Below are 6,526 nucleotides of genomic sequence, written 5' to 3' on the forward strand. Positions count from 1 at the left end.
CTGCGTACAGAGATCTCTCGTATCATTGATTACTGTGGTGTGTAGTTCGGTCGCGTTGTTCACCTGCGAGCTGAAATTGGAGCAAGGAAACCCATGTTGCAATTCCTCAAAGCGCTGCTCAAACGCAAGCCCAAGGTGAACAAAGTCGACATCGGGTCGCGCTTTCAACTGATCAGTCGCGTCGGTCAGGGAAGCATGTCGAAAGTCTGGCGTGCGACCGACCGCCGTACAGAGAAGACGGTCGCATTGAAGGTGCTCGACATCGAGAAAACCAAGCGACTGGAATCCCGCTTCTCTCAAATGAAGAGTAAGAAGCCGACGGAAGGGGAGGTTGCAATCACATTGCAGCATCCCCACATCGTCAAAACCTTCGAACATGGAATCACGACGAACAATGAACAGTTCCTCGTGATGGAATTCATCGAAGGAATGTCGTTGAGCTATCTGATTGACGTTCAGAACGACGTCATGAAGAAGAATCGGTTGAAATTCATCGTGGAACTTGGCGAGGCCATCGAACACTTTCACCGACAAAACTGGATTCATCGGTATATCTGTCCGCGCAACATCATCGTCGATCAGTCGCTCAACACGAAGCTGATCGATTTTGGCCTCGTCGTCCCCAATACCGCGGAGTATCAGGCGCCAGGAAACCGTACTGGAACGGCAACCTACATGGCTCCTGAACTCATCAAGCGTCAGAAAACCGACCAGCGCATCGACATCTTTGCGTATGCGGTGACCTGCTTTGAGATGTATACGAAAGAGCTTCCGTGGCCGGGTGGAGAAACGCTCGAAGCTGTCGTGCAGCACATTAACCTGCCCCCCAAAGAACTTCAGAAACTGGTCCCGAGTATCGACCCTCTGGTCGCGGAAACCATCATGAAAGGTCTCGCCGCGCGGCCCAATGAGCGCTGGTCCACCATGGGACAGATGCTGAAACCGCTGCGTGAAGCACTCCACAATTCGCAAAGTCAGTAAAACAAAACCGCCACTATCGTTTGACAAGCGGTATCTCCCTGATATTCTGCATACCACCCAGACGGGACAATCAGACAATTCTCCCCAATCTGACATTTTGAAAATTGTCTCTCGGCGACAGTTCTTCTCAGAACTGCGAGGGAAGGATTGGAGGGGCCGAAGGTCGGCTTCTCCAGGTTCAGCACCCGTGATCGCTTTGAAGGAGTTTACTTATGAGTCGTGCCCTTGGTCTGTTGGCCGCAGTTGCTGTTGTTTTTTCAGCTGTTTCTTCGGTCGAAGCCGGCCGTGGCTGCCGCAACGCATGCCGTCCTGCCCGAGTTCACCATCACCGAGCTCGTTGCTGTCCAGCACCGACCTGCGCAGCACCAGCAGTAAGCTGTGCCGCTCCAGTTGCAACCTGCAACAGCTGCTCAACCGTTAGCGCTGTTCCAACCTGCAGCAACGGCTGCAGCTCCACCACCGTTGTTTCGGGCGGCTGCCCAGGTGGTTGCAGCGCTGCTCCAGCAACCGTCATCTCGACCGGTTCACCTTCGTACGCCGCTCCTGTCCAGAACGCTCCAGCTCCTCCAGCTGAAGCTCCAAAGCCAGCCGACGCTCCGAAGCCAGCTGAAGCTCCAGCTCCAGCTCAGTAATTTCCGCATCGCAGGAATGACTGAAATTCAAAGGGTTCGTACTGAATACTCAGTGCGAGCCCTTTCTTTTTTTACTTGTTGCCAGCAAATTGAACGGAAAACCCAATTACGGAGGATTCATGCTCGAGTACGTCCAAACCGCAGAAGAAGCCGCACGACGCGCGGGCCATGTTTTGAGGGCCTGGTCTTCAAAGTTCACTGTTCGAGAGAAAAGTCGATCGAATCTGGTGACCGAGGCGGATGAAGCTGCGCAAGCGGCGATCTTCGATTTTATTCGGGGACGGTACCCGCAGCATGCCTTCTGTGGCGAAGAAGGGCTGTCGGTGACCGACACCGACTCTCCGTATCGGTGGGTCATCGATCCCCTCGACGGAACAACCAATTACGTTCATGGCTTTCCGTATTACTGCGTCTCGATCGGTCTGGAATGCCGCGGCGAAGTGATTGTCGGCGCCGTGTTCGATCCTGTGCACGATGAGATGTTTCTGGCGGTCAGAGGGGAAGGGGCCAGTCTGAACCGACGTCCGCTACGGTGTTCGGGGGTGACGGAGTTGTCACAAGCGCTCCTCATTGCCAGCCTGCCCGTCGCAACGACCGGATCCGAGGATGCCGTCCGCCGCTTTCTCAATGTGCTCCCCCACGCTCAGTCCGTACAAAGAACCGGGTCTGCGGCACTCAACCTCGCCTATATCGCCGCGGGACGACTCGAAGGATTCTGGTCCACCAGCCTGAAGCCATGGGATATGGCTGCGGGAATTCTGCTGGTGGAAGAAGCGGGCGGACGTGTTTCCAAGATTGATGGATCCCCGTTCCAGCTCGAACAGCCGAACCTGCTCGCGACAAACGGTTCTGGAATTCACGACGAGTTACTACCGATTCTCGTGTGATCCTGCCAGCGGATCTCAGTTTGGCAGTAACCCGCTTGAGTTTCTCCAGGTATGGACCAGCAGCGCTCGTATGCGGGCTCGCTCCGGCTCGCATACTCTTTAGCTCGTTGAGACAGCCCGAGCCGTGACTTAGTGGGACGACACGTGCATCCGAATTCCAATTGCGTACGGGCTCGAAGCCATGGGACTGAACAGAAAACCTGCGTTGAAACAGCCGTGAGGCAACTTCGCAACCTGCTACAGAATTCCTTCGCCCCATTCCTCCTCAGCAGGCTCTACGGGAATCTCTTCAGGGACCGGGGCAGGGGGAGCAACCAGTTCACTCTCTGGTTTAGCGCCGGCTGCCTTGATCTCAGGCTCCTGGTCGCGCGCGATTGCCGGCTTAATGATCGTGGCGGCAGGCCGCGTTGGCTGAGGTGGAGTTGGTTCGATTCCGAAATCAATCGGACGTCGCTCGACATCGCTGGGGCGCTGGAGTGGACGAGGTGTCTGGATCCGTTCCGACACGATCTGCATCCAGCGATCGGGTTGGCAGTCACACTGAAGCGACGTGATCTCGCCTCCGAGCTTGCGTTCGCGTCCACACTGCGAGCATCGCCAGGTTCTTCTGACATCTCCTGCGGTTTTGTAACCAGGCCCTCGCATCCTTCGACACCTTTCACATCAATATTTCAATCCGTCGCCGGGATGCCGATCGCTGGCACCGAGATTCCCGTCGGCATCCCGGCTCATGACTGCAGCCCCCCCGAACGTCCCCTTGAATTCGCTTCGGGTTTCAGGGAAACGAAGGATATCAAACGGAAACAGTCAGGTCTCTACCCGTTGTTCGAATCTGAAATTAGAATAGCTTGTCATAGAATACTGATTCGGCTCTGACAAATCAAAATTCCTCAAACGGACATTGCATGACATCACGTCGCATGCTTGTGACTTCGGCATTGCCCTACGCCAATGGCCACATCCACTTGGGCCATCTCGTTGAGTACATCCAGACAGACATCTGGGTTCGCTTCCAGAAGCTGCGCGGCCACCGGTGCATCTACATTTGCGCTGATGACACGCACGGCACCGCGATCATGATCCGTGCCCGACAGGAAGGCCGTAGCGAAGCTGCGCTCATTGCTGATATGCGTGAATCGCATCTGAGAGATTTCACAGGGTTTGGAATTGCTTTCGACAATTACGGCAGCACGCATAGCGACGCGACGCGAAAGATTTGCCACGAGGTCTGGGCCGCGCTGCGGTCTGCTGGGCTCATTGTGGAAAAAGACGTGTCCCAACTCTTCGACCCTGTCGAGAAGACCTTTCTCGCCGACAGGTTCGTAAAGGGAACGTGTCCGAAATGTCACGCCCCCGATCAATATGGCGACAACTGTGAGAAATGCGGATCGACGTACAGTCCTGCCGATCTCATCAACCCCGTCAGCACGCTCTCAGGAGCCACGCCTGAACTGCGTACCGCCAAACACCTGTTTGTCGAGATTGAGCAACTGCGAGACTGGCTGACGGAATGGACTCAATCCGGTGATCATCTGCAGGACGAAGTTGCGAATTACCTGAAGGGACACTTTCTCGGCGAACCTTTACGGAACTGGGACGTCTCGCGACCTGCCCCGTACTTTGGTTTTGAGATCCCCGACAGTCCGGGGAACTACTGGTACGTCTGGTTTGATGCCCCGATCGGGTACATCGGGTCTACCGCAGAATGGTGCGAACGTACTAACGAGAATCTTGATGACTGGTGGAAGAATCCCCAAACGGAAATTCACCATTTCATTGGTAAGGACATTACTTACTTCCATACCCTCTTCTGGCCCGCCATGTTGAAAACGGCGGGACTTAACCTGCCGAAAAAAGTCCACATTCACGGTTTTCTCACCGTGAACGGCGAAAAGATGTCAAAATCCCGCGGGACGTTCATCCAGGCGTCGACGTACTTGCAGACGCTCGATCCGGCCTATTTGCGTTACTACTACGCCTCGAAGCAGGGATCACGTCTGGACGATCTGGATCTCAACCTCGAAGAATTTGTCAACAAGGTCAATTCGGATCTGGTCGGCAAGGTGGTCAACCTGGCAAGTCGCACCGCTCGATTTGTCGAAGCGACCGGATTGTCAGAGGTCTATCCCGACGACGGCGGGCTGTTCGCAGAGGGCGCCGCTCAGTCTGAAGCCATTGCCTCAGCTTACGAAGCGTGTGACTTCAACGCGGCCATGAGAACCATCATGGCACTGGCAGACCGGGCAAATCAGGATGTCGAACAGACGGCCCCGTGGACGCTCAAGAAGGATCCCGGCAAGGCTGCTGAACTGCAGCAGGTCTGTACGGTGACACTCAATCTGTTTCGGCAGATTGTCGTGTACCTTTCCCCCGTCTTGCCGTCGCTCGCAGAGCAAGTCGGCAAGTTATTCCAGCAACCGATTACGAATTGGAACGATGCTCAGACGCCGCTGCTTGGAACGCGGGTCTCGAAGTTTGAACACCTTATGAAGCGAGTCGAACTCGCACAGGTCAATGCCATGATTGAAGCCGGTCAACAGTCCGTCCCCGAAACCGCAGGTGCCGCACAACCTGCTGAGTCCGCACCGGTCTCGCAGTGGAACGATGGTCCCGAAGCGCTCGCCCACGAACCGCTCCTTGCCGAACATTGCACCATCGACGACTTCACGAAGGTGGATTTGCGGGTCGCTCGAATCGTTGCAGCGAACGCCGTCACCGGCGCCGACAAATTACTGCAACTCACCTTGAGCATGGGTGGCGACGGGACGCGAAATGTCTTCGCAGGAATCAAGAGTGCCTATGCCCCAGAAGATCTGATTGGACGTCTGGTCATTTTCTGCGCTAACCTCGCGCCCCGAAAGATGAAGTTCGGAGTCAGCGAAGGAATGGTCCTCGCCGCAGGCGCAGGGGGAAAAGAGATTTACCTGCTGAATCCGGACAGCGGAGCCAAGCCGGGCCAGCGAGTTCACTAAATTGATGAGCCCATCGGCGTGTAGATTGCGGACCAGAGTCGAGCAGGACTCTGGTCCTTTTCTCTGCCCCCAGTTCCCCCAATAGCAAAGTCCTCATCGCCATGACGAATCGCCCCATGGAGTCAGAGAAATTTCGTTGTCCCTGGGCGCAGGGGGATGAGTACGTCGCCTATCATGATCAGGAGTGGGGAGTTCCCGTCCACGATGATCGGTTACTGTTTGAATTCCTGATCCTGGAAGGAGCCCAGGCGGGGCTGAGCTGGATCACAATTCTCAAGAAACGCCCCGCCTATCGCCGACTGTTCGATGATTTCGATCCCGCTGTCGTCGCAGGGTATGACGAGGCCAAGTTCGAAAGTTTGATGAGCGACGCCGGAATCGTACGAAACCGGCTGAAGATTCAATCGGCAATTGGCAACGCGGCCGCCTTTCTGGAAGTCCAGCAGGAATTCGGTAGTTTCGATCGCTTCATCTGGGATTTTGTCGGCGGTCAGCCTTTGCAGAACCGGCGTCAATCTCTCGCCGATGTCCCGGCGAGTACTCCCGAGTCGGATGCCATGAGCAAATCGCTCAAAAAACGTGGTTTTCGATTTGTCGGGACCACGATCTGTTACGCGTTTATGCAGGCGGTCGGTATGGTGAACGATCATCTGGTGACCTGCTATCGCCATCGTCAGCTTCACCCAAAATAAGATTCACCTCGTGAATGATTCTGTTGCCGAGTGGGCTGTCTGCATTCGCAGAGGCAATCCGCAGAGGCACTGATGAGAGCTGTCCGGCAACCGGTTGCTTCTGATGAAAGGCACCCCCTGCTAAGCCCGGAATGAGCGTGAGGTGGATCAGCCGTCGACTAAGGGCCGTCATGCGGTTTCGGAATTTGAAGAAATATTCTCGCAACGACGGCGCGAGAGCCGCACCTGTGCACCTCTGTGCACAACGCTTCCTCTGAACGATCCGAGCAGCACATCGCGGACGTAAAGGGCTGCATTCCCGCATCGCGTCTGCGACCCGCAATTTTTGCCTGCGATAGTATCCGGATTATTGAAGGGGTACG

At 55.5% G+C, this 6,526-nt stretch carries 5 protein-coding genes; 4 read left to right on the forward strand and 1 reads right to left on the reverse strand.

Annotated features, from left to right (window positions below; genetic code table 11):
• The first annotated feature begins 93 nt into the window (after positions 1-93).
• Both VGE80_RS16450 and VGE80_RS16455 read left to right on the forward strand, forming a co-directional pair.
• The gene (locus VGE80_RS16450) at positions 94-981 is read left to right on the forward strand and encodes a serine/threonine protein kinase (protein ID WP_440593425.1); all 888 of its coding nucleotides are present in this window, start codon (positions 94-96) and stop codon (positions 979-981) included.
• Between the two features lie 751 nt (positions 982-1,732).
• Positions 1,733-2,500, forward strand: a complete 768-nt coding sequence (locus VGE80_RS16455) for an inositol monophosphatase family protein (protein WP_373651916.1) — start codon at positions 1,733-1,735, stop codon at positions 2,498-2,500.
• A gap of 237 nt (positions 2,501-2,737) precedes the next feature.
• Here the strand turns inward: VGE80_RS16455 and VGE80_RS16460 are convergent, their stop codons facing one another.
• Positions 2,738-3,145, reverse strand: coding sequence for a hypothetical protein (locus VGE80_RS16460; protein WP_373651917.1), 408 nt, complete (start codon positions 3,143-3,145; stop codon positions 2,738-2,740).
• A 260-nt stretch (positions 3,146-3,405) separates the two neighbouring features.
• Between VGE80_RS16460 and metG the strand changes: the two genes are divergently transcribed.
• A complete protein-coding gene (metG, locus tag VGE80_RS16465) occupies positions 3,406-5,472 on the forward strand; it encodes a methionine--tRNA ligase (protein WP_373651918.1) in 2,067 nt (688 codons plus the stop codon).
• 116 nt (positions 5,473-5,588) lie between these two features.
• Entirely contained in the window at positions 5,589-6,164 is a 576-nt protein-coding gene (locus VGE80_RS16470) for a DNA-3-methyladenine glycosylase I (RefSeq protein WP_440593426.1), read from the forward strand.
• Positions 6,165-6,526: the final 362 nt, after the last annotated feature.

The sequence above is a fragment of the Schlesneria sp. genome, from assembly GCF_036405755.1.
GTDB lineage: Bacteria > Planctomycetota > Planctomycetia > Planctomycetales > Planctomycetaceae > Schlesneria > Schlesneria sphaerica.

Excerpts from the sequence above, each read along its gene's own strand:
- VGE80_RS16450 (WP_440593425.1), top strand. The coding sequence starts at position 94 with ATGTTGCAATTCCTCAAAGCGCTGCTCAAACGCAAGCCCAAGGTGAAC.
- VGE80_RS16455 (WP_373651916.1), top strand. The coding sequence starts at position 1,733 with ATGCTCGAGTACGTCCAAACCGCAGAAGAAGCCGCACGACGCGCGGGC.
- VGE80_RS16460 (WP_373651917.1), bottom strand. The coding sequence starts at position 3,145 with ATGCGAGGGCCTGGTTACAAAACCGCAGGAGATGTCAGAAGAACCTGG.
- metG (WP_373651918.1), top strand. The coding sequence starts at position 3,406 with ATGACATCACGTCGCATGCTTGTGACTTCGGCATTGCCCTACGCCAAT.
- VGE80_RS16470 (WP_440593426.1), top strand. The coding sequence starts at position 5,589 with ATGGAGTCAGAGAAATTTCGTTGTCCCTGGGCGCAGGGGGATGAGTAC.